This is a genomic window from Sphingomonas rubra (genome assembly GCF_900115745.1).
GTDB classification, from domain to species: Bacteria; Pseudomonadota; Alphaproteobacteria; order Sphingomonadales; family Sphingomonadaceae; genus Sphingomonas; species Sphingomonas rubra.
In genome coordinates, this window is record NZ_FOXP01000004.1 from 2,501 (window position 1) to 24,717 (window position 22,217).

A 22,217-nucleotide genomic window follows, 5' to 3' on the forward strand; every position below is an offset into this window, starting at 1 on the left:
CTTTGACATTGTGAATGGGTTCTTAAAATCGATGCCGTGAGGTATCGGCTTTGAGCGAAGCGGCGGCTCCGGCAACGGGGTTCGCGCAGCGACGAGCAAGGCTGGTTCACTCATTAAATAATCTGGCTGAGATTAATCATCCCGCACCCGCGTCGAGCTAGCGCTCGACACGACCAGTACTGATTCTTGCCGAGTCCGGTGCTGATGTTGGTGGTGTGGGCTCTCAAGCGTGAGGTAAGGGCAATTCGTGGATGCCTTGGCGCATACAGGCGATGAAGGACGTGGCACGCTGCGATAAGCTGCGGTGAGGTGTGAGCAACCTTTGACCCGCAGATTTCCGAATGGGGAAACCCACCTATCCGTTTAACCAGCTGAGCCGTTCGGTGGCACGCGCAAGCGTGTTGCCGAGAGGATCAACTGGTTAGGCGGGAACAGGTATCTTGGGACTGAATACATAGGTTTCGAGAAGCGAACCCGGTGAACTGAAACATCTCAGTAGCTGGAGGAAAAGACATCAACCGAGATTCCGTTAGTAGTGGCGAGCGAACGCGGACCAGGCCAGTGCCTGATGGTGAATTAGCAGAAGCCTCTGGAAAGTGGCGCCATAGCGGGTGACAGCCCCGTATGCGAAAATGAAACATCAGGACTCGAGTAGGGCGGAACACGTGTAATTCTGTCTGAACATGGGGGGACCACCCTCCAAGCCTAAATACTCGTATGCGACCGATAGCGAACTAGTACCGTGAGGGAAAGGTGAAAAGCACCCCGATGAGGGGAGTGAAACAGTACCTGAAACGGATTGCCTACAAGCAGTTGGAGGGTTCTTTGAGGCCTGACAGCGTACCTCTTGCATAATGGGTCTGTGACTTAATGTATCGAGCAAGCTTAAGCCGTTAGGTGTAGGCGCAGCGAAAGCGAGTCTGAATAGGGCGCCCATAGTTCGATGTATTAGACCCGAAACCCGGCGATCTAGGCATGACCAGGATGAAGGTGCGGTAACACGCACTGGAGGTCCGAACCGATTAACGTTGAAAAGTTACCGGATGAGTTGTGTTTAGGGGTGAAAGGCCAATCAAGCCGGGAAATAGCTGGTTCTCCGCGAAAACTATTGAGGTAGTGCCTCGGATGGACACCCTAGGGGGTAGAGCACTGGATGGATGCGGGGGTCGCGAGATCTACCAACTCTAACCAAACTCCGAATACCTAGGAGTGATATCCGGGAGACAGACGGCGGGTGCTAAGGTCCGTCGTCAAAAGGGAAACAGCCCTGACCTACAGCTAAGGTCCCCAAGTCACGTCTAAGTGGGAAAGCATGTGGAAATCCCAAAACAACCAGGAGGTTGGCTTAGAAGCAGCCATCCTTTAAAGAAAGCGTAACAGCTCACTGGTCTAAACAAGGGTTTCTGCGGCGAAGATGTAACGGGGCTCAAGACGTGCACCGAAGCTTAGGGTGTGGATTTATCCACGCGGTAGCGGAGCGTTCCGTAGGCCTGCGAAGCGATCTGGTAATGGGTCGTGGAGGTATCGGAAGTGCGAATGCAGACATGAGTAGCGATAAAGAGGGTGAGATGCCCTCTCGCCGAAAGACCAAGGGTTCCTGCGCAAGGCTAATCCGCGCAGGGTGAGCCGGCCCCTAAGACGAGCCCGAAGGGGGTAGTCGATGGGAACCACGTTAATATTCGTGGGCCTGGTGGTGTGTGACGGATCTCGTGTGTTGTTCAGCCTTATTGGATTGGCTGGGCTTCGAAGAGGTTCCAGGAAATAGCCCCACCGTATAGACCGTACCCGAAACCGACACAGGTGGTCAGGTAGAGTATACCAAGGCGCTTGAGAGAAGTGTCCTGAAGGAACTCGGCAAATTGCCTCCGTACCTTCGGAAGAAGGAGGCCCTCACTAAGCGCAAGCTTTATGAGGGGGCACAGGCCAGGGGGTAGCGACTGTTTAGCAAAAACACAGGGCTCTGCTAAGTCGGCTTCAAGACGACGTATAGGGCCTGACGCCTGCCCGGTGCCTGAAGGTTAAGTGGAGGGGTGCAAGCTCTGAAATGAAGCCCAGGTAAACGGCGGCCGTAACTATAACGGTCCTAAGGTAGCGAAATTCCTTGTCGGGTAAGTTCCGACCTGCACGAATGGCGTAACGACTTCCCCACTGTCTCCAGGACATGCTCAGCGAAATTGAATTCCCCGTGAAGATGCGGGGTACCCGCGGTTAGACGGAAAGACCCCGTGCACCTTTACTGCAGCTTCAGAGTGGCATTAGGAAGGAACTGTGTAGCATAGGTGGGAGGCTTTGAAGCATTGGCGCCAGCTGATGTGGAGCCGTAGGTGAAATACCACCCTGTTGTTTTCTGATGTCTAACTTCGCACCGTGAAACCGGTGCAAGGACCCTCTGTGGCGGGTAGTTTGACTGGGGCGGTCGCCTCCTAAAGAGTAACGGAGGCGCGCGATGGTGGGCTCAGGCCGGTTGGAAACCGGCTGCAAGAGTGCAATGGCATAAGCCCGCCTGACTGCGAGACTGACAAGTCGAGCAGAGACGAAAGTCGGTCATAGTGATCCGGTGGTCCCTCGTGGAAGGGCCATCGCTCAACGGATAAAAGGTACGCCGGGGATAACAGGCTGATAACCCCCAAGAGCTCATATCGACGGGGTTGTTTGGCACCTCGATGTCGGCTCATCACATCCTGGGGCTGGAGCAGGTCCCAAGGGTTTGGCTGTTCGCCAATTAAAGTGGTACGTGAGCTGGGTTCAGAACGTCGCGAGACAGTTTGGTCCCTATCTGCCGTGGGCGTCGAAATTTGAGAGGAGTTGACCCTAGTACGAGAGGACCGGGTTGAACGTACCTCTGGTGTACCTGTCGTCGTGCCAACGGCGCAGCAGGGTAGCTATGTACGGACGGGATAACCGCTGAAAGCATCTAAGCGGGAAGCCTCCCTCGAGATAAGATTTCTCAGAGCGGTCGAAGACCACGACCTTGATAGATCGGATGTGGAAGCGCGGTAACGCGTGAAGCTAACCGATACTAATCGCTCTATTCGCGCTTGAGAGTGCCACACCACCAACATCAGCACCGGACACAAACCGGACTGGGTGGGATGATGACCTCCAACCAGATTATACAACACCGTGCACGGCATCGATTTGAACCAGCCCCCGAGGGAACGCTCCTCGCCACCCGTGGCGACCGGCATCCCCCCTCAGGGCTCTCATGAAGTACCACTTCATGAGAATATCTCACGCGCTCCATTGCCTGGTGGCTATAGCGTCGGTGTCCCACCCGATCCCATCCCGAACTCGGCCGTGAAACCCGACTGCGCCAATGGTACTATCGCTCAAGCGATGGAAGAGTAGGTCGTCGCCAGGCATTGCAGCCCGTGAGAGAACAAGAACCCATTCACATTCCCCCGACAAACCGTCGGGAACTGGGGCAACATGCCCCCGTCGCGGGGTGGAGCAGCCCGGTAGCTCGTCAGGCTCATAACCTGAAGGTCACAGGTTCAAATCCTGTCCCCGCAACCAAATAACACATCAGCTCAGATAGCCCTCTGGCGTCGGCTTCCGGCCTCGTGCTGACGCCGCAATGATCGCCGCATGGCGATCAACTCAACGACCATCTGGGAGTCTCTCTCGCCGTGTCACTCGCGGGGCTCCTGTCGTAGTCGATAGTCCCGCAAAGCTGCTGCGTTAGCTCATCCTCTCGACGATGCGGCCGGCGCAATCGGTGAGAATGATCGAGGCGAGCGGCGCGGCTTTTGTCTTACGGGACACGGGTGCCAGCCTCATGCCGGCCGCGATCGCGTGGGGCGTTGGAGAGGCGCTTCGGACAAGGAGAGGTCCCTCCGTCGAAATCGGCCCGGCGGAGCGGCAGGCCACGAGGCGTCCCCCGGTGGTAGCGAGGGCGGCGAGGGCGGTCGGCTCGTGGAAACAGCGTCTTCTTGGCTCGTTCTGACGCCGGATCAACGGTAGAAGCGACGATGAGCGACGAAGCAGGCGAGAACATCATCGACGCGCGCGATGCGGCGGAGAGCGCGGGGCTGGTCTATATCGACGACCAAGGGGCCGGCATCACCCGTCGCAAGAGCGGCAAGGGCTGGAGCTACCGCGACCCGAGCGGGGCGAGGATCACCGACAAGGCGGTGATCGAGCGCATCAACAAGATCGGCATTCCGCCCGCCTACACCGATGTCTGGATCTGCGCGGACGAGCGCGGCCATATCCAGGCGACCGGCCGCGATGCCAAGGGACGCAAGCAGTACCGCTATCACGAACGTTTCCGGGAGGTGCGCGACAGCACAAAATACGAGCATATGCTGACCTTCGCCGAGGTGTTGCCCGGCATTCGCGAGCGTATCGACGCCGACATGCGCCGTCGTGGCCTGCCGCGCGAGAAGGTGCTGGCGACGGTCGTCCGCCTGCTGGAGACGACGATGATCCGCGTGGGCAATGCCGATTACGCCAAGCAGAACCGGAGCTATGGCTTGACCACCCTCAACGACCGGCACGTCGAGGTGGATGGCGGTGAGTTGAAGTTCCGTTTCAAGGGGAAGAGTGGCAAGCAGTGGAACCTGAAGCTGGCCGATCGCCGGGTGGCGAAGATCGTCAAGCAGAGCCAGGATTTGCCCGGCCAGCACCTGTTCCAGTATCTGGACGACGAGGGCGAGCAGCGCGAGGTCACGTCGAGCGACGTCAACGCCTATCTGCGCGAGATCAGCGGCAGCGCGATCACGGCCAAGGATTTTCGCACCTGGACCGGCACCGTACTCGCCGCCCTGGCGCTGGCCGAGTTCGAGAAGTTCGACAGCGAGGCCGCCGCGAAGAGGAATGTCCGCGCCGCCATCGAGAAGGTGTCGGCCAAGCTCGGCAACACGCCGGCCGTGTGCCGCCGCTGCTACGTGCACCCGGAGGTGATCGACAGCTACATGTCGGAGACGCTGGTGCTGGAGATCGAGCAGGAGGTCGAGCGCGAGCTGCGCGACAATGTGGCAGGACTACGGCCCGAGGAGGCGCTGGTGCTCGCCTTTTTGCAGCGGCGCCTGTCCGACAAGCTGGCCGCTTGATGCGGCTCCACCTCCGCGCCGGCCGACGACGGGGTCCGGCGTGTATGATGTGCCCGGAGCATGTCGATGCGGGGTGACCCGTCGGGGCGCGGAACGGTACGGGTCATCGTCGGCCGGCTGTTCGCGACGGTCGCGTGCGTCCTGGCGGTCGCGACGCTGGTCAGTTTGATCCCGTCCAATTCCTGGTGGATACGCGCGCTCGACTTCCCCCGGCTGCTGATCCTGGTGGCGATCGGGGTGACGGCGATCGGCGTTGCCGTCACGATGATCGGCCGATGGGCCTGGATCGTCATCGCGGTACTGGCATTCGCCGCGGGGCTGCAGGCGTGGCGGATCTATCCTTATTATTGGTTCGCGCCGGTCGAGGTCGCCCGTGCCGACCGGGTTGCTCCGGACGACCGCGCGTCGTGCTTCTCCGTGCTGGGGCTGAACGTCTACCAGCACAATCGCGACTACACGCCCACGCGCCGCCTGATCGACCGGATGAAGCCCGACATCCTGCTGCTGATGGAAACCGACCAACGCTGGGTCAGCGCGCTCGCGCCGTCGCTGGTGCGCTATCGTACACGGGTCGTGCGGCCGCTCGGCAACACCTATGGCTTGGTGTTCGCGACCAACCTGCCCGTCCGCTCGGCAGGAACGCGCAACATCACCGACCGGGATACGCCGACGCTCTACGCGCGGCTGTCGGCCCGCGACGGCAGGCCGTTCGACTATGTCGGCCTGCACCCCCGCCCGCCATTGCCGGGGCAGGATACCGACCTGCGTGATCGCAAGATCGAGCACGCCGCGCTCGCCGTCGCCGATCATGACGTACCCAGGATGGCGATGGGCGACTTCAACGACGTCGCATGGTCGCGCACCACGCAGCTGTTCAAGCAGGTCGGCGGCTTCCTCGATCCGCGCATCGGACGCGGGAGCTTTCCGAGCTTTCCGGCCGACTACGTCTCGCTCGGCTGGCCGCTCGACCAGCTGTTCCTGTCGCCCGGCTTCACCTTCCGGGACCTGCGCATCCTGCCGGACGTGCATTCCGACCACCGGCCGCTCGCCGCGACGGTTTGCCTGGCCGGTGACCGCGCTCGCGCGCGGAATGGCTCGCCCGACGATCTCGATGCGCAGGCCCGTGCCGCGGCACGATCGATGTCGGAACGCTAGGACGGATCGACATTCGGCATTTTTCCACCCCGGTTAAGGCCGGGGTCCAGTCGGGAAGGTCGTGGAAGAGGTGCGACGACCGATCGTTCGCGTCTCCCAGCTGGGCCCCGGCCTTCGCCGGGGTGACGAGCGCTGAATGTCGATCCGCCCTGGGCGATGCTGTTCAACGCGTTCGACGTCGTTCCCACAATGGCACTCGTGTCGCGTTGGACGCCGCCTCCATCATGCCGGGCGAGGTGATCTGCCAGCCGGCGCTGGTGCCGCGGCCCACCACGATCACGTCGACCTCGTCCATCGTCGTTCTCGCTCGGCGGGGGCGACGGCGCGATCAGCGGGGAGAGCGGGTCGCCTGCATCCGGACCCAGTCGGCGGTCTCGTCCGGCCGGGTGACGGGAATCATGTGACCGCCATCGATCAGCGTCAGCGCTGCCGCGGGCAGCGCCTCGGCGAGCCGGCGGCCGTGGAGTTCGGGGTCGAGCACCCGATCCTCGCGACCGTAGAGGATGGCGACGGGCAGCCGCAGCTCGCCGTAGCGCGCAACCATGCCGGGCAGGTCGTCGTTGGCGGCGACCAGATCGGCGGCGGCGGCCTGGAAGTTGCCGGGCCGCGCGACCAGTGCGCCGCCGCCGCGGGTCGCGAAGTCGGCGGGCACCGGCTCGGGCGCGAACGCGGCTTCCGCCCCCTTCTGCCCGGCGAGCATCGCGGCAGGGGTGGCGAGCGTCCAGGCGACCGCCTTGCGGGCCAGCGGCGAGGCGATGGCGAGCCGCTCGAATGCACCGGGCACGGTGTCGACCGGCTGGGTGAGCGGCGCGATCAAGGCGAGGCCGCCGACCGCCGCCGGATGGTCGAGCGCGAGCGCGAGCGCCACCGCGCCGCCGAGCGAATGGCCGACGACGAGCGGCCGCTCCAGCCCCAGTGTCTGGGCGAAGCGCGCGATCTGCGCCGCCTGCGCGCGGACGTTCGCCGCCTCGCCCGCTACCGAATAGCCCGAGCCCGGCCGGTCGATCAGGATGACGCGGTGGTCGGCGGCGAGCCGGTCGAGCAGCGCGTAGCTGAAGTTGCGCATCTGCCCGGCCAGACCGTGGATCATCAGGATGGTCGGTCCTTCGCCGCGCTCCAGATAGTGCATGCGGCGGCCGTCGACGTCGACGAAGCGGCCGTCGACGGGCACCATCCGCTCGATCCGCCGCTCGGTCAGCTTGGCGAACAGCGCCAGACCGGCGACGGTGGCGACCGCCGCCGCCGCGGCGACCGTGCCGATGGGAAGCGACGAGCGGGGGGCCGGCGTGGCGGTGGCCGCGGGGGAGGGGCCGGGGACGGTTCCGTTCCGCTCGGCGAAGTGCATCACGCCGTCCTCCAGCTTGCCGAACTTGAGCGCGGCGAGATCCAGCGCGTAATTCTGGTGGACGCGCCACGGCGCCTTCGACCCCTGATGCGGCAGGATGGCGTTGGCGCGCTGGACGTAGCCGGAGGTGAACCCCAGCATCGGCTCGGGCGTGACCGAGGGATCGTCGCGGCGCGGCGTGCACGACGCGTAGCCGTGCGCGTCCATGTGGCGGATCAGGCGACAGGCGTAGCGCGCCGACAGGTCGCACTTCAGCGTCCAAGATGCGTTGGTATAGCCGAAGGCGAGCGCCAGATTGGGCACGTCGCTCAACATCATGCCCTTGTAGATCAGCCGGTCGGCAGGATTTACGACCGTGCCGTCGACCGTCAGCTCGATACCGCCCATCAGCCGCATGACGAGGCCGGTCGCGGTGACGACGATGTCGGCGGCCAGCTCCCGGCCCGACTCCAGTGCGATGCCGCTTGCCGTGAAGCGGTCGATCCGGTCGGTGACAATCGCCGCCTTGCCGGCGCGCATCGCCCCGAACAGGTCGGCGTCGGGGATGAGGCAGATGCGCTGGTCCCAGGGGGCGTAGCGCGGCTCGAAGTCGCGTTCGATCTCGTAATTGTCGGGCAGTTGCGCGCGCACGCCCTTCAGGATCAGCGCCTTCATCCTGTCCGGCCGCTTGCGCGCATAGGCGTAGGTGGCGATGCCGAGCCCGACGCTCTTCCACTTGGCCGCCGTGCCCGCGAGCTTGCGGGGCAGGACGCGGTGGGCGACGCTGGCGAACCCGTCCCGCGACGGGCGCGAGACGATGTAGGTGGGCGAGCGCTGGAGCATCGTCACGTGCGCGGCCCGGTCGGCGAGGGAGGGCACCAGCGTGACGGCGGTGGCGCCGCTGCCGATCACGACGACGCGCTTGCCCGTCCAGTCGAGCTGCTCGGGCCAGTGCTGCGGGTGGACGATGTCGCCGGCGAAGTCCTCGACACCCTTGAACGCCGGGGTGAAGCCCGCGGCATAGTCGTAATAGCCGCTGGCCATGTAGAGGAAGGCGCAGGTGATCCGGCTCGCGGCCCCGTCGCGCTCGATCTCGACGGTCCAGGTCGCGTCGGCGGAGGACCAGGCGGCGCGGACCACGCGCGTGCCGAAGCGGATGTGCGCGTCGATGCCGAATTCGCGCGCGGTGTCGGCGATATAGTCGCGGATCGCTTCGCCCCCGGCGATCGCCCGGTCGCTCGGCCAGGGGCGGAAAGGGAAGCCCAGCGTGTACATGTCCGAATCCGAGCGGATGCCGGGATAGCGGAACAGGTCCCACGTGCCGCCGATCGCGTCGCGCGCCTCCAGGATCGCGTAGCGCTTGCCCGCGCACTCGGTCTGGAGCCGGTAGGCGGCATCGATGCCCGACAGGCCGGCACCGACGATCAGAACATCGAAATGCTCGGGCGGCGGGGTGTCGGTTGCCATGGCGGACTGCTCCGATAAGGTCGGGATCGACGAGGAATATCTGGAAACAAGGCTTATCACTTGGGCTCGACACCGGCAAGCGGACAGGGGCGGCGCTACGCGGGCGCGTCCGCGGTCGAGCGCCGCGGCGAACGACGCGAGCGGCTGATCCGCGCGGCGATCGCGCTCTACGGGGAGCGTGGCTACCGCCAGACCACGGTGACCGCCGTCTGCCGCGCGGCCGGCCTCACGCCCCGCTACTTCTACGAGGCGTTCGCCGGCAGCGAGGCATTGCTGCTCGCCACGCTCCAGGAAGTGTCAGATTACGTGGCGCAGCACGTCGCCGCCGCGGTCGTCGGCGTCGACGGCACGCCGGACGAGCGGTTACGCGCGCTGCTCGCCGCTTATTATCGCCTGCTGCGCGACGATCCGGCGAGCGCGCGCGTGTTCCTGTCGGAAGTGTCGGGCATCGACGAGGCGGTCGACGCGCTGTTCACCCGCTCGACGGTCGCGTTCGCGGACCTGATCGCGCGCACGTTGGACCCGGCACATGTCGATGGTGCGACCGCGCCGCTCGCGCGCGCCGGCGCGATGCACGGGCTGCTCGCGATCGCGCGCCATTGGGTGGGTGAGGGCTGTGCCGAACCGGTCGATATCCTCATCAAGGCAGCGGTGCCGTTGTGCTGGATGCTCGTCGATACCGACACCGGGTATCGTGTCGCCTCCGGGTCGTCGGGTGGAATCAATGAAGGCGGATCATGATCGCGACGGCGGCACGTTCGGGGCGGGATCCTGCGCGCTGCCGCTCGGCGCGCCGCCCGACTGGCCGGGCATGCCGACGAGATACTGCACGATGGCATCGACGTCCGCCGCGCGAACGGGTGCCTTGTAGACCTCGCGCATCTTGGTGACCGTCGCGCGCCACTGTTCCGCGGACAGCCTGGGCTGGTCTAGGGCCATGCTGGCCGAGTGGCAGGCCGTGCAGTTCGCGTTGACGAGATCGGATCGGGGGCCTTCGGGAAAAATCGCCTCGTCCGCGGGAAGCTCGATCGCCGTCGATGTGAGGCGGACGCCTCTCGCCCCGACGCTGCTGGCGGGAACGCCCGTGGCGGAAGGCGCGCGGGGTGGCGGGGACGGTCGGTCGTGCGGAGCGCCGACGAGCACGAGGACGATCGCCGTCAGCGCGATCACGCCGCCCGCCAGCAGACCGGTCGATGGAGCCCTCACGTCCGATCTCCTCAAGCAGCGACGACGTGCGTCGTCTCGATGTTGCCGCGCATATAGCCGCCCGGGTTCCAGATCGGCGTCGCCGGCTGTGCCACTCCCCGCGTGTTCCAGCACCTGGTCATGATGGCGTTGGTTCCGCGTCTCAGCGGCACGCGGCCGTCCCAGCGGCGGAAGCCGTAGCGCCCTTCGTCCGGACCCAGAGCGGTTCGATACCAAGTTCGGCCGCCGTCGGACGACACGTCGACCTTGGCCATCCCGCAGTCGCCTCCCATCGCGATCCCGCCGACCGGAATGCTCGGTTCCCAGGCGACCACCTGCCCATCGGGCAGGCTGGTCATCCAGCTCCGCGGGATCATGCGGTTGATGGGAATGGTCGGGAAGTCCTTGGAGCCGGGGGCGACGTTCGCGCGCGGCGTCGCCGGGATCTTGTAGGCTTTCGCCATCCAATAGTGATCGTCCGCGTGCGGCAGCACTTGAATCGAGTTCAGCGCCTTGATCCAGTAGGTCGAGTACCAGCCGGGCACGACCAGTCGGATGGGGAAGCCGTTCAGCATGGGCAATTGCTCGCCGTTCATGCCGAACGCGATCATCACCTCGCCGTCGCGCGCGTGATCGATGTCGAGGGACTTGGCGAAGTCCGGCCCGTCCGGCGTCAGCGGTCGATCGAGCGCGCCGAATCGCACCTGGACGGCGCCCGCCTTGACGCCCGCGAGATCGAGGATGTCGCGCAGCCGTACGCCGAGCCACTTGGCGTTGCCCATGGCGCCGTGCCCCCATTGCGCACCCGCGACCCGCGGCTGGAAGAGGCCTCGGCTGTTTCCCGAGCATTGATTGACGGCCGGGATCTCGACGCGCGGCAGCCGGAGCAGCTGCGCCAGGCCGATCGACAGCGGGCGGGTGACGTGGCCGCCCACCCTTAATCGGAAGGTCTCGACATCCACGGCGGTGGGTATGTCGGCCCAGTGCCAGCGCACGAAGAACCGGTCGTTGGGCGTGAAGATGGAGCGGTCGAAGACCTCCATCGGCGTCTCCAGCAGCGGAGGGCGGGTCCGCTGGAGGATCATGCTGCCCTTGCCGGGAAAGGCGCTGGTCAACGTCCGCTCCGCATTGCCGCCGGGCAGATGCAGGTCGACGGTCCGCTGGGCGATCGCGGGAACCGCGGCGCCGACCGCGCCCAGCACGCCTGCGGCCAGCAGCCGCCGGCGACTGGTCTCCGCCGCCATTCGGGCGTCAAGCATATTCATCTGGAGCTCCGATCCATGACAGAGGGAAAGGAGAGGGTTCCCGGTCGGATGGCGAGTGGCCGTTCACCCTCGGAATAGCAGCAGCGCGGCGGCGAGCGAGAGACCCAGCGCGACGAGCGACGCCACGGCGATCACCACCAGCGGCTTGACGCCGGTGCCCAGCAGCGCGGTCATCGGCGCACGAATCCCCGTGGCGGCCACGGCGCATGCGAGGAACGCCGTCGCGACCGTTTGCGCGGAGCGGCCGACCACGGGCGGCACGGGCAGTACCGAGTTGAGCGCGGCGACGACGAAGAACCCGGTGACGAACCAGGGCACCGACAGCTTCGCCCTTTTGCCGCCGTCCGACGGGAAGAACGCGGCGATCAGCGCCAGCACGGGGGCGAGCAGCGCGACGCGCGTCAGCTTGACGATGGTGGCGACCTGCCCCGCATCGTCGGAGAAGGAGTAGCCCGCGCCGATCGCCTGCGCGACGTCGTGGATCGACGCGCCGAGCATGAAGCCGGCCTGCCGGCTGGAGAGGCCGACCCCGTGTGCGATGAGGGGATAGAAGAACATGGCGGTCGCGCTCGCGGCCGAGATCCCTACCAGGACGAGCGCCAGCTGCGCCTGGTTCGCGCGCCGTTCGCCTAGCGTGGTCGCCAGCGCCAGCGCCGCCGACGCGCCGCAGATCGCCACCGCGCCCCCCGCCAACGTGCCGAAGGCGGAGGACAGCCCTGCCGCGCGGGCGACCAGCACGCCGGTGCCGAGCGTCGCCAGCAGGATCAGCACGACCGCCAGCAGCGTCAGCGGACCGAGGCCGACGATCTGCCCGAGCGTGACGCGCGCCCCGACCAGCACGATGCCCCACCGGAGCAGTGTTCTGGAGGCGAAGCCGAGCCCCGCCGCCATCCTGGCGTCGCCGCTCAGGAAATTGAGCGCCAGGCCGATCAGCAGCGCCATCAGGGTCAGCGGTGCGCCGTAATGGTCCGCGACGAAGCCCGCCGCCATGGTGGCGAGCGCCGCGACGATGAGGCCGGGAAGCACGTCCGTCCAGCGCTGCCCGGGCTCCGGCTCGAGGTCGTTGAAGAGGTCGGCGGCGCGAGGGGCCTCCATCGGCCGGTTCATCGCGCCGCCTCCGCCAGCGCCGCGAACAGCGCCGCGTGATCGCTGCCGTCGCGCCAGAACACCGGCGGCTCGCCGAGCGGGGCGGCCACCTCGACCGTGCGACCACCCTCGTGGCGCCCGCCCGACCAGAGATGGACCCAGGTCGCCCCCGCCGGCAGATAGGCCGACCAGCGCTCCGCGTCCGCCTCGATCACCGGCGCGACGATCAGGTCGCGGCCATAGCCGAACTGCGTCTCCACGCCCCAGCAGGCGGGATCGTCCTCCCAGTCGAGCATCAACGGGCGCTGGAGCGGAAGGCCGGTCGCCGCGGCCTCCTCGCACAATTCTTTCACATAGGGCGCCAGTGCGGCGTGGACGCGGGTCATGCGGGCGAAATGGGCGAGCACGACCGGGTCGCCGTCCAGCTGCAGGTTCTCGTCGGGGCGGTTGCCCTCGTGGCTGCGCATCACCGGCGAGAAGGCGCTCAGCTCGCTCCAGCGCATCAGCAGCTCGGGCGTGCGGACGTTTCCGTAGAGGCTCGTATAGCCACCCAGATCGCTGTGATGATAGGCGTTGCCGAGCATGCCGGAGGACAGCGCCGCCCGGATCACCGTGCCGATGCCGTCGTGGCGCGAGAAGTCGACGCACTGGTCGCCCGCCCAGAGCAGCGGGCAGTGACGACCGACGCCGGTGAAGCCCGCGCGCATGAAGAACAGCGCATCGCCCGTGCGGCCCCGCGACTCGATCGCGCGGGCGTTCACCTCCGCCCAGATCGTCGGCCAGGCGTTGTGGGCGAGCATGCCGTCGGTGCCGTCGTGGAGACGCACGTCCGTCGGCAGATACTCGCCGAAATCGGCCATCCAGCCGGACAGGCCGTAGTCGAGCATCTCGCGCCCGATCACCCGGTCGGCGAACCAGTCGGCGGCCTCCGGATTGGTGAAATCGACGATGCCGCAATCGAACTCGCCGAAATCGACCAGATAGGGCCGATCCTCGTCGAGGCGCAACGCGAGGTAGCCGGCATCCGCCGCCTCGACGAACAGAGAGCCGTCGACTGCCAGATAGGGATTCACATAGCCGAGAAAGCGGATACCGCGATCGTCGAGTTCGGCGATGCGCCGCCGCAGACCGGGATAGCGCGCCTCGTTCGCCTTCCAGTCCCAGAACAGCCGCTTGCCGAAGCTGGTGACCCGCAGTCCCACCCAGTCCTCGCACCATAGGCCGGTGATCGCCGCGCCCGCCGCGATCATCGTCTCCAGGCGAGAGAAGCTGTCCGCGCCCTGCTTCAACCCGACGATCGCGCCCTCGTACGCCCAGCCGGGCAGTCGGGGCTGTCGGCCGAACCGCGTGGAAAGCTGCTCCACCAGGCCGGCGAACCGCGCGGCCGCGAAGAGTTCGACCCGCGCAGGGATCTCCCAGCACTCGATCTCGTGGTGCGCCGGATCACGAAAGTCGAAGCAGCTGTAGGCGGTGGTGTCGAGGTGGAGCGCGTAGTGGCGCGACGAGACGTAGGTGGGCTGCGGATAGTTGGTGTTCCAGTAATCGCCGCCGGACCGGCCGTCGCGGTCGCTCTGAAACGTCATCAGCGTCGACTTGTCGCGGCCGACGCCCGGTTCCGAGGTCCACATGGGAAAGCGCCGGCCAGCCATGTCGAAATAGGACATCTGTTCGCCGCCGCCCCACAGCCGCTCGCCGGCCTCGGTGACGCAGCGCAGCCAGAAACGGTTGAGGTCGGGATCGAGCCGTTCCACGGCGAAGCCGGTGTCGTCGACCACGATACGCAGCAGCGCCGGGGTCGACGACGACGCGGCAAGGGTCACGGTCTCGCGGTCGATGCTCGCGTGAACGAGCGGGATCCTCGCGGACAGCCGGTCCGAGAGGAAATAATTGCCCCGGTACATGTCGACGTCGGCGTCGCCCGCGCCGACGAACAGCGCGGGCGCGTCCGAGCGGTGCCGGAGCAGCAGCGTGTCGCCGGCGAGCAGATCGAAGCCGTCGCCGTCCGGAACGAGCCGGACGGCGGTCATGCCGTCGCCTGTTCGCGGTAATCGCGGATCGCCGCGGCGGCGACCTGGCGACCGACCATCGCCAGCTGGTCGGCGACGGCAGGATCGGCGCAGCCGCCCTCCGCGTCGAATTTGCACTGCGCGCTGTTGATCGCCGCGGCGAACGGCGTCGGCCAGCCGCGCAACGAGTGGATGATCGAGCGCAGCGCCGCGACGGTGGACCCGGTCGCCTGCCAGCCATAGGCGGTGGCAATCACGCCGACCGGCACGTCGGTGAGGTAGACGCGGTCGTCACGCGCCGTCTCCTCGAGCAGATCGATGGCGTTCTTGACGAGGCCCGAGATGCTGCCGTGATAGCCGGGACTGGCGATGATGATGCCGGATGCCTGCCGCACCGTGTCCACGAGCGCGGTCTCGCCTTCCATGCGATCGACGCCGGGCGTGTAGAGGGGCAGGGCGGCGAGGTCCTCGCCACCGAACAACTTGGTGTCGACGCCGTGCTCCGCGGCCGAGCGCAGGGCCATTTCGAGCGCGCGTTGCGTGGACGATCCGCCGAGGGTGGTGCCGCCGATGCCGACCACGAGTGGTCGGCGCGCGTTGTTGCCGTTCATGCTGCTCTCCTCTGCCGGTCGCCGCTTCTGTCGTCGGCCACCATGGCGCACGTCAGTCGATGGTCAGCGGCCCGTGCTGTAGCTTGGGCAACACGTGGCGGGCGAACAAATCCGCCTCGACCGCGTGCGGGTATCCGGACAGGATGAAGGCATCGATCCCCATCTCCCGATACATCTCGATCTTGGCCAGCACCTGATCGGGGTCGCCGACGATCGCGGCGCCGCAGCCCGACCTCGCCCGGCCGACGCCCGTCCAGAGGTTCTCCTCGGCATAACCGTCGTCGGTGGCGTTCTCCCGCAACGCCGCCTGGGCGGCGACGCCGGTGGAAGTGGTGTCCAGCGACTTGTTGCGGATCGCCTCGCCCTGGGCCGCGTCGAGCTTGGACAGCAGCCGGTCGGCGGCGGCCCGAGCCTCCGCCTCGGTGTCGCGGACGACGACGTGCGCGCGGTATCCGAACTTCAGCGTGCGGCCGTGCTTCGCGGCGCGCGCGGTCATGTCGTCCATGATCTCGCGCACGACCTCCCTCTTGTCGGGCCACATCAGGTAGACGTCGCACCCTTGGGCGGCCGCCTCCCGCGCGTCCGGCGACAGGCCACCGAAATAGAGCGGCGGGCACTTGCCGGAGACCGTCGTCACGGCGGGCGGGTCGAGCTTCAGCTGCCAGAACTCGCCCTGATGGTCGAGCGGCTGGCCGTTCAGCATCGTCCTCAGGATCTGCATCGCCTCCAGCGTGCGGGCGTAGCGGGGCGCGGAGGCCAGCTTCTCGCCGGGCATGTCGGAGGAGATGATGTTGACGGTGAGCCGGCCGCCCAGGATGCGGTCGATGGTCGCGATCTGGCGTGCCAGCTGCGGTGGCCAGCTCTCGCCGATGCGCACCGCCATCAGCAGCCGGATGCGGCGGACCATGGTCGCGATCGCGGCGGCGAAGGCAGTGGTGTCAATGCCCAGCGCGTAGCCGGAGGGCAGCAGGATATTGTCGAAGCCGCCGGTCTCGGCCTGCAGGACGATGTCGCGGCAATGCTCCCAGCTGGATTTCAGCTTGGGATCGGGGACGCCCAGGAACTCGTAATCGTCGTCGCAGAGCGCGGAGAACCAGCTAATCTCGCAGGCGTCGGTCATGGCAGCTTCTCTCCAAGGCTGGCCTCGAGGACGGCGTACCATTCGGCACGGGTCCAGCGCGGCGTATAGGCGTCCGGTATCTTCGCGACCCTGCACGGATTCTGGGTGCCGACGATCGGGATCGGCCGGGCGGGATGGGCCATGATCCAGCTATAGGCGATGGCGGAGCGGTCGACGCCGGCTTCCTCGGCCTTGGCGTCGAACAGTGCCACCACCGTTCGCGAACGCTCGTCCTGCGGGTCCGCCAGTCGCCCACCGCCGAGCGGCGACCAGGCGAGGACGGCCATCCGGCGCTCCATCGCCTGGTCGAACAGGCCGTCGAACAACGGGGCGGTCGCCAGCGCGGAGAACTCCGGCTGGATGCTGACGATCGGCACGGTCAGGAAGGCCGCGAGCGCGGCGGTCTGCGCGGGCGTGTGGTTCGACACGCCGATCGCGACGATCTTGCCGGCGGCCCGGGCGTCATCCAGCGCACGCGCCACCTCTTGCGGATGGGTGAGCAGGTCGGGCCGGTGGATATGGTAGAGGTCGATGCGCTCGCAGCCGAGGCGACCGAGCGAGGCGTCGATCGCCTCGGCGAGGTAGGTGGCGCTCGAGTCGTAGGGCACGCCCATGCTGATGCCGCCCTTGGTCGCGAGCACCATGCGGTCGCGCAAGGCCGGCGACTCGGCGAACACCCGGCCGAGCAGCGCCTCCGCCGCGCCGAACGGTTCGCCATTGTCCGGCCCATAGATGTCGGCGGTGTCGAGCAGCGTGACGCCGGCATCCAGCGCCGCCTCGACCAACATGCGCGCCGCGGACACGTCCTCGCCCGCGAAGCGCCACATGCCCCAGGCGATGGAGCTGACGGTGAGGCCGGTGTCGCCGAGGGCGACGGAGCGATCGGGTGATTTCAAATAAGACACCGTTGTCTTATGCTGCCGGTTCGGCATAAAGGAAAGAGCGAAAAGACGGCGCCCGATCGTCTGCGAACGCCGCCGGCAGCATGACCAGCCTCGCTGGTCATGGCTCGCGGTGTGAAGAAATCGTCGTGATACAGGGCCTTGGCGGTTCAGGAGAGAAGATGATGAAGGCGAGAACGTTGCGAATCGCGATGCTACTGGGAGCCGCCACATCGGCGCTGTCGATCTGCACGACCGCGTCGGCGCAGAACGCGATCCCACCGCTCAGCCCCGCTCCCCAGACCCAGCCGAACGGTCCGCCCGCACCCGGCGTGGCGGCGGAGCAGCCCGCCAGGGTCGAGCCCGATACCGCCGGCGACGTGGAGCCGGGCGAGATCGTCGTCACCGCGCAGAAGCGCAGTGAGCGGCTGCAGGACGTGCCGATCGCCGTCTCCGTCATCAGCGGCCAGGCGCTGGCCGCCAGCGGCAAGCCCGGTCTCGAAGGCGCGGTCACCCTTGTCCCCGCACTCAACTTCCAGAAGTCGGGTACGACGCTCAACCAGTCGCTGTTCCTGCGCGGCGTCGGCACCACGACTTTCTCGATCGCCGGCGAGCCGTCCGTCTCCACCGTCCTCGACGGCGTCGTCTTCGCGCGCTCGGGCGAGGCGTTCGGCGACCTGGTCGATATCGAGCGCCTGGAGGTGCTGCGCGGACCGCAGGGCACACTGTTCGGCAAGAACGCGTCGGCGGGCGTGGTCAACATCGTCTCCGTCCAGCCGACGGAGGAACTCGGCGGCTATGTCGAGGGTGGCTATTTCACCAACGGCGACGAGAGGCGCATCCGCGGCGCGCTCAACATTCCCGTCAGCGAGAATCTGCTGACCCGCTTCACCGGATTTTACGGTAAGTACGAAGGCAATATCCGCAACGTGGCGACCGGCGGTCGCGTCAACGGCTACGAGCATTACGGCGCGCGCGCTCAGCTGAAGTGGACGCCGAGCGCCAGCACCACGATCGCGCTGATCGGCGACTATCACCGCAACGACGACAATTGCTGCGCGGAGGTGATCGGCACGGGACCGCTGAACGCCGCTGGCGTCGCGATCACCAGCCCCGCCTTCGCCGTGCTGCCGACGCCCCGCGGCGACGAGACGCGGCAGGTCAACCAGAATCTGGTCACCCGCACCAAGGAGGAGGGCTACGGCGTGTCGCTGCAGCTCGACACGGAACTGGGCACGCAGACGGTCACCAGCATCACCGCCTATCGCGACTATCGCAACACCGAGATCCGCGACGGCGACTTCCTGCCGAGCGCCTATGTCGGCTTCAACCAGCTGCACGACACCGGTCCGCAGACCGGCCATACGTTCAGCCAGGAACTGCGCCTGACCTCGCCGGCGCAGCAGTTCCTCGCCTACGTGCTCGGCATCTACTATTCGCGCGCGGAGTCGGAGCGGATCTACTCGCGCGCCGACGTCGTCTGCAACGGGGCGACGACACCGACGACGCTGATCCCCTGCGGCACGGCCGGGGCGCCCGCCACGACGACGCCGTTCGGCCGGGCGGACTTCGGCTCGGTCTTCAAGAACATCGCCGCCTTCGGGCAGGCGACGGCCAACTTCACCGATCGCTTCCGCTTCATCGGTGGCCTGCGCTGGACGGCGGACCAGCTGAACGTTTTCCACAGCCGCACGACCACGCTGGCGGGGCCCGGCATCCAACCGAGCTTTCCGACGACGCCCAGCGGCACCGGCACGCCGGCGACCGTGTTCCGCGGCAAGACGACCAACACCAACGTATCGGGCAAGGCGGCGCTGCAGTTCGACGTCACCCGCAACGTCACCGCCTATGGCGGCTATACGCGCGGGTACAAGGGACCGGCATTCAACGTCTTCTTCAACCTGACCGCGACCGGCACCAACGCGATCGCGCCGGAGACGTCGGACAGCTACGAGATCGGCCTGAAGAACACGCTGTTCGGCGGGCGCCTGGTCATCAACCTGGATGCCTTCTACGCCGAGTACGACAATTTCCAGGCGAACAACCCCGACCTGGTGGCGGGCGTCGTCGTCACCCGCTTCACCAATGCAGGCAAAGTGTCGACGCGCGGCGGCGAAGCGGACATTGTCTTCCAACCGGTGGACGACCTGTCGCTGTCGGGCGGCATCGCCTATACGGACGCGCGCGTTGACCGTTTCAACCAGGCGCCGGGTGCGCCGATCACGGCCGTGATCCCGGCGGGCACCTCGCTGCCGTTCGCGCCCAAGTGGAAGGGGTCGCTCGGCGCCGATTACCGCTGGCGCACGGGCGGCGCGGTCGACCTGTTCCTGGGCGCACAGGGCAATTACCAGTCCAAGCAGCTCGCCCTCTTCTCGCCAGACGCAGTGCAGCGGCGCCTGGGGACGATCGACTCTTACGGGCTGGTCAACGTCTCGGCCGGTGTCGGCGATGCGAACGATCGTTTCCGCCTGACGGCACAGGTTCGCAACCTGTTCGACCAGAGCTTCGCGGCCGCGATCCAGAACGGCGGTCCGTCGGGCTCCTACCGGTACCAGATCCCGCGCGACGCCGACCGCTATTACGGCATCACCGGCCGCATCAACTTCTGAGAGGAACGGACCACGGAAAAGGCGGTCCCGGAGCGATCCGGGGCCGCCTTTTGCTGTTCGGTCACCCTCGTGACATTTCGGTGCGGGTCAGTGGCCAACCGGAACGACGCGAGGGGTGCCCGGCTCGGCGAGGGTCAGGCGCGGGACGAGCAGCTGCACGAGGAGGAGCGCCACGAGGTAGGAGCCGCCGCACAGGAGCAGCAGGGGGGCATAGCCGTAGCCGTTGTCCAGCGAGAAGCCGGCCCCCTCGATCATCGCCATCCCGGTGAGATTGCCGGCAAAGGCGCCGATCCCGATCGCGGTGCCGATCATGCTGGCGGGGAAGATGTCCGCCGTCATCCCGAACACGTTGGTCGAGAAGCCCTGATGCGCGAACAGCCCGAGCCCGAGCAGTGCCGCCGCGACCCACGCATCGCCGGTCAGCAGCACCGTCGGCACCGGCAGGATCAGCAGCGCGTAGACGAGCATCGACCCCTTGCGCGCTCGATCGATGTCCACGCCGCGGGACATCAGCCATGTCGGCAGGATGCCGCCGCTCAGCGAGCCGAGCGCGGCAAGGGCGTAGATGAAGGCGATGGGCAGGCCGAGCTCGCCCTGCGACAGGCCGAACATGCGGTGGAACAGGTCGGGCATGAAGAACAGCAGGAACCACCAGCACTGGTCGCTGAGCGCCTTGGCCGCGACCACCGCCCATTGCCGACGATCGCGGAGCAGGGACGTCCAAGGGACCGCGCCCGCCTCAGCGACGCCGGCGACCTTGTCGACACGGCCCGTCCTGGGCGTGACGATGAGCCATGCGACCACCCAGACGAACCCCAATCCCCCGGTGATGAGGAACGCCGCCCGCCACCCCAGCCACAGCGCGAGGGCAGGGACGGTGAGCGGTGCCACCACGGCGCCGAAGTTCGAGGCCATGTTGCCGATGCCGAGCATCAGCGAGCGCTGTTCGGGGGGGAAGTAGGTGCCCGCGGTCTTCACCTGCGCGGGCGTGCCGATCGACTCGGCCGCGCCCAGCAGCGCGCGAACGCCGATAAAGCCCGCCACCGACGACACGAAGGCGTGCGCCATGCCGGCGATGCTCCACGCAGCCACGCCGATCGCGAAGCCGCGCCGCAGCCCCATGCGGTCGATGAACCAGCCGGTGCCGAGGAACGAGACCGCCGCGCAGAACTGGAACGCCGAGGCCATATGGCTGTAATCGCGATCGCTCCAGCCGTACTCGCCCTGCAGCATCGGCTTGAGCAGCGCGATGACCTGCCGGTCGACGTAGTTGAGCATGATCGCGGTGAATGCCAGCGCAACGATCGCCCAGCGCCTGGCGCCGACATGCTGTTCGATGTCCTCTCTCCCCTTCATATAGGACAACGGTGTCAGCATGCGCGAGCGGCGTCAAGCGGCGGCCGGCACGACGGTCGACTCCCTGACCACGAGTTCATAGGCCAGCTCGCGCTGGCAGGCCGCCTGGCCCGTCAGCAGCAGATCGGCGGCGTCTGCGGCGAGGTCGCGTACGGGCTGACGAACGGTCGTCAGCGGCGGCCATACCACTTCGGCCAAGGGCGTGTCGTCGAACCCGGCGACCGAGAGCTGGTGCGGCACCACGATCCCACGTCGATGCGCGGCGGCCAGCGCCCCCGCGGCCATGTCGTCGCTGGAGGCGAAGATCGCGCTGGGCGGCTCCGCCATGTCGAGCAGCGCCTCCGCCGCTGTTCGGCCGGACACGAAGTCGAACGCGCCCTGGCGGATATAGTCGAGATCGACATCCAGGCCGCCCGCGGCGAGCGCTCGCAAATGTCCGGAGAGCCGCTGCCCGGAGGCCGCGTAGCTCCGCTCGCCGACGATGAAGCCGATGCGCGCGTGACCGAGGCCGATGAGGTGCGTCGTCATGTCGAAGGCGGCCTGCTCGTTGTCGATCGACGTCGACGACACGTTCTCGATCGGTCCGCCGGGTTGCAGCCGCACGAAGGGAATGCGTCGGCGTTCGAGCTCCTCCAGCACCCGCCGGTCGTCGCAGGCCGGTGGCGCCAGCACCAGACCATCGGGATGCGCCTGGTCGACCAGGGCGAGGATGTCTTCGAGCAGCGTGGGTGAGCCGCGGTCGTACGGCTGCGCGATCATGCGCACACCGTCCTGCTCGCACCGCCGGCGGACGCCCGCCTGGACCTCGTACACGTACCACGGATTGGGGTTGTCGCAGATCAGCGCGATCTGGTGCGACCGATGCCCTTTCAGTGCGCGTGCCGCCTGGCTCGGTTGAAAGCCGATCTCGCTCATCACCGCCAGGACGCGGCGGCGCGTATCCTGGCCGACATATTGTTCGTTGTTGATGACGCGCGACACCGTCTTGATCGAGACCGCGGCGAGGCGCGACACGTCGCGGATGGTGGGGCGGCTTCCGGGCGGGGGGGTTCTGGCATCCGACATCGGCCCCGTCCTACGCAGCGCGGCGGGTCGAAG

The 22,217-nt window shown here is 66.8% G+C and carries 15 protein-coding genes, 1 tRNA gene and 2 rRNA genes; 7 read left to right on the forward strand and 11 right to left on the reverse strand.

Annotated elements, in window-relative coordinates; all coding sequences use genetic code 11:
* Positions 1-224 precede the first annotated feature (224 nt).
* The 5 genes from BM145_RS05755 (at position 225) to BM145_RS05775 (ending at position 6,209) form a co-directional block, all read left to right on the forward strand.
* A 23S ribosomal RNA gene (locus tag BM145_RS05755) occupies positions 225-3,043 on the forward strand.
* Positions 3,044-3,246: 203 nt separating this feature from the next.
* Positions 3,247-3,361: ribosomal RNA gene (gene rrf / locus BM145_RS05760) — 5S ribosomal RNA — on the forward strand.
* Between the two features lie 78 nt (positions 3,362-3,439).
* Positions 3,440-3,516: transfer RNA gene (locus BM145_RS05765), tRNA-Met, on the forward strand.
* Between the two features lie 455 nt (positions 3,517-3,971).
* On the forward strand, positions 3,972-5,054 hold the full coding sequence (locus BM145_RS05770; RefSeq protein WP_093332454.1) for a DNA topoisomerase IB: 1,083 nt from the start codon (positions 3,972-3,974) through the stop codon (positions 5,052-5,054).
* A gap of 66 nt (positions 5,055-5,120) precedes the next feature.
* Positions 5,121-6,209, forward strand: coding sequence for an endonuclease/exonuclease/phosphatase family protein (locus BM145_RS05775; RefSeq protein WP_143090110.1), 1,089 nt, complete (start codon positions 5,121-5,123; stop codon positions 6,207-6,209).
* Positions 6,210-6,372: 163 nt separating this feature from the next.
* Here the strand turns inward: BM145_RS05775 and BM145_RS16510 are convergent, their stop codons facing one another.
* Both BM145_RS16510 and BM145_RS16570 read right to left on the reverse strand, forming a co-directional pair.
* A complete protein-coding gene (locus BM145_RS16510; protein ID WP_281244348.1) occupies positions 6,373-6,504 on the reverse strand; it encodes a hypothetical protein in 132 nt (43 codons plus the stop codon).
* Positions 6,505-6,537: 33 nt separating this feature from the next.
* Positions 6,538-9,000, reverse strand: coding sequence for an alpha/beta fold hydrolase (locus BM145_RS16570; protein WP_093332458.1), 2,463 nt, complete (start codon positions 8,998-9,000; stop codon positions 6,538-6,540).
* 60 nt (positions 9,001-9,060) lie between these two features.
* On the opposite strand from BM145_RS16570, the gene BM145_RS05785 reads away from it, so the two are divergent.
* On the forward strand, positions 9,061-9,741 hold the full coding sequence (locus tag BM145_RS05785) for a TetR/AcrR family transcriptional regulator (protein ID WP_177200100.1): 681 nt from the start codon (positions 9,061-9,063) through the stop codon (positions 9,739-9,741).
* Here BM145_RS05785 and BM145_RS05790 read toward each other — a convergent pair.
* From BM145_RS05790 to BM145_RS05820, 7 genes are all read right to left on the reverse strand, one after another.
* Positions 9,736-10,206: a hypothetical protein gene (locus tag BM145_RS05790; RefSeq protein ID WP_093332461.1), complete on the reverse strand. Its 471-nt coding sequence runs from the start codon at positions 10,204-10,206 to the stop codon at positions 9,736-9,738. The genes BM145_RS05785 and BM145_RS05790 overlap by 6 nt on opposite strands.
* Before the next feature lie 11 nt (positions 10,207-10,217).
* Positions 10,218-11,450 (reverse strand): molybdopterin-dependent oxidoreductase, encoded by a 1,233-nt coding sequence (locus BM145_RS05795; protein WP_093332462.1) that lies wholly within the window; start codon positions 11,448-11,450, stop codon positions 10,218-10,220.
* 63 nt (positions 11,451-11,513) lie between these two features.
* Positions 11,514-12,557, reverse strand: coding sequence for a YeiH family protein (locus tag BM145_RS05800; protein WP_093332463.1), 1,044 nt, complete (start codon positions 12,555-12,557; stop codon positions 11,514-11,516).
* A complete protein-coding gene (locus BM145_RS05805; protein ID WP_093332465.1) occupies positions 12,554-14,563 on the reverse strand; it encodes an alpha-glucosidase in 2,010 nt (669 codons plus the stop codon). Before BM145_RS05805 ends, BM145_RS05800 begins: the two co-directional genes overlap by 4 nt.
* The gene (locus BM145_RS05810) at positions 14,560-15,153 is read right to left on the reverse strand and encodes an NADPH-dependent FMN reductase (RefSeq protein WP_093332467.1); all 594 of its coding nucleotides are present in this window, start codon (positions 15,151-15,153) and stop codon (positions 14,560-14,562) included. Before BM145_RS05810 ends, BM145_RS05805 begins: the two co-directional genes overlap by 4 nt.
* A 52-nt stretch (positions 15,154-15,205) precedes the next feature.
* Positions 15,206-16,273, reverse strand: coding sequence for an LLM class flavin-dependent oxidoreductase (locus tag BM145_RS05815; protein ID WP_093332468.1), 1,068 nt, complete (start codon positions 16,271-16,273; stop codon positions 15,206-15,208).
* A complete protein-coding gene (locus BM145_RS05820; protein ID WP_093332818.1) occupies positions 16,270-17,100 on the reverse strand; it encodes an aldo/keto reductase in 831 nt (276 codons plus the stop codon). Before BM145_RS05820 ends, BM145_RS05815 begins: the two co-directional genes overlap by 4 nt.
* A 236-nt stretch (positions 17,101-17,336) precedes the next feature.
* Between BM145_RS05820 and BM145_RS05825 the strand changes: the two genes are divergently transcribed.
* Positions 17,337-19,763, forward strand: coding sequence for a TonB-dependent receptor (locus BM145_RS05825; RefSeq protein WP_245739110.1), 2,427 nt, complete (start codon positions 17,337-17,339; stop codon positions 19,761-19,763).
* A gap of 87 nt (positions 19,764-19,850) precedes the next feature.
* Here the strand turns inward: BM145_RS05825 and BM145_RS05830 are convergent, their stop codons facing one another.
* Positions 19,851-21,140 carry an MFS transporter gene (locus BM145_RS05830; RefSeq protein ID WP_245739111.1) on the reverse strand — a complete coding sequence of 430 codons (1,290 nt, stop codon included), beginning with the start codon at positions 21,138-21,140 and terminating at the stop codon, positions 19,851-19,853.
* A gap of 12 nt (positions 21,141-21,152) precedes the next feature.
* On the reverse strand, positions 21,153-22,184 hold the full coding sequence (locus tag BM145_RS05835) for a LacI family DNA-binding transcriptional regulator (RefSeq protein WP_093332472.1): 1,032 nt from the start codon (positions 22,182-22,184) through the stop codon (positions 21,153-21,155).
* Positions 22,185-22,217: the final 33 nt, after the last annotated feature.

Bases quoted from the DNA above. Each gene is read 5' to 3' on its own strand.
- BM145_RS05770 (WP_093332454.1), top strand. From the start codon at position 3,972: ATGAGCGACGAAGCAGGCGAGAACATCATCGACGCGCGCGATGCGGCG.
- BM145_RS05775 (WP_143090110.1), top strand. From the start codon at position 5,121: ATGCGGGGTGACCCGTCGGGGCGCGGAACGGTACGGGTCATCGTCGGC.
- BM145_RS16510 (WP_281244348.1), bottom strand. From the start codon at position 6,504: ATGGACGAGGTCGACGTGATCGTGGTGGGCCGCGGCACCAGCGCCGGC.
- BM145_RS16570 (WP_093332458.1), bottom strand. From the start codon at position 9,000: ATGGCAACCGACACCCCGCCGCCCGAGCATTTCGATGTTCTGATCGTC.
- BM145_RS05795 (WP_093332462.1), bottom strand. From the start codon at position 11,450: ATGAATATGCTTGACGCCCGAATGGCGGCGGAGACCAGTCGCCGGCGG.
- BM145_RS05800 (WP_093332463.1), bottom strand. From the start codon at position 12,557: ATGAACCGGCCGATGGAGGCCCCTCGCGCCGCCGACCTCTTCAACGAC.
- BM145_RS05805 (WP_093332465.1), bottom strand. From the start codon at position 14,563: ATGACCGCCGTCCGGCTCGTTCCGGACGGCGACGGCTTCGATCTGCTC.
- BM145_RS05810 (WP_093332467.1), bottom strand. From the start codon at position 15,153: ATGAACGGCAACAACGCGCGCCGACCACTCGTGGTCGGCATCGGCGGC.
- BM145_RS05815 (WP_093332468.1), bottom strand. From the start codon at position 16,273: ATGACCGACGCCTGCGAGATTAGCTGGTTCTCCGCGCTCTGCGACGAC.
- BM145_RS05820 (WP_093332818.1), bottom strand. From the start codon at position 17,100: ATGTGGCGCTTCGCGGGCGAGGACGTGTCCGCGGCGCGCATGTTGGTC.
- BM145_RS05825 (WP_245739110.1), top strand. From the start codon at position 17,337: ATGATGAAGGCGAGAACGTTGCGAATCGCGATGCTACTGGGAGCCGCC.
- BM145_RS05830 (WP_245739111.1), bottom strand. From the start codon at position 21,140: ATGCTGACACCGTTGTCCTATATGAAGGGGAGAGAGGACATCGAACAG.
- BM145_RS05835 (WP_093332472.1), bottom strand. From the start codon at position 22,184: ATGTCGGATGCCAGAACCCCCCCGCCCGGAAGCCGCCCCACCATCCGC.